Annotated in this window: 1 protein-coding gene; it reads left to right on the plus strand. The window is 35.3% G+C overall.

Annotation, left to right across the window (positions count from 1 at the left end):
- Positions 1-204, plus strand: a 204-nt coding sequence (locus tag G9F74_RS29840; RefSeq protein ID WP_165406454.1) for a zinc ribbon domain-containing protein, incomplete at both ends; no start/stop codon positions are given.

Consider the following 204-nt stretch of genomic DNA (forward strand, 5'->3'; position numbering starts at 1 on the left):
CATCAAAAACCACGATGTTATCGGTATAGAGGATTTGCAAGTATCGAATATGTTAAAGAATCATAGGTTAGCAAAAGTAATTAGTGAGGTATCATGGTCACAGTTTCGAATCATGTTGGAATACAAAGCAAAATGGTACGGCAAACAAATCATTGTTGTGTCGAAAACATTTGCTTCCAGCCAATTATGTTCTTGTTGTGGATA

The organism is Bacillus sp. EKM202B, assembly GCF_011066025.1.
GTDB classification, from domain to species: domain Bacteria; phylum Bacillota; class Bacilli; order Bacillales; family Bacillaceae_G; genus Bacillus_A; species Bacillus_A toyonensis.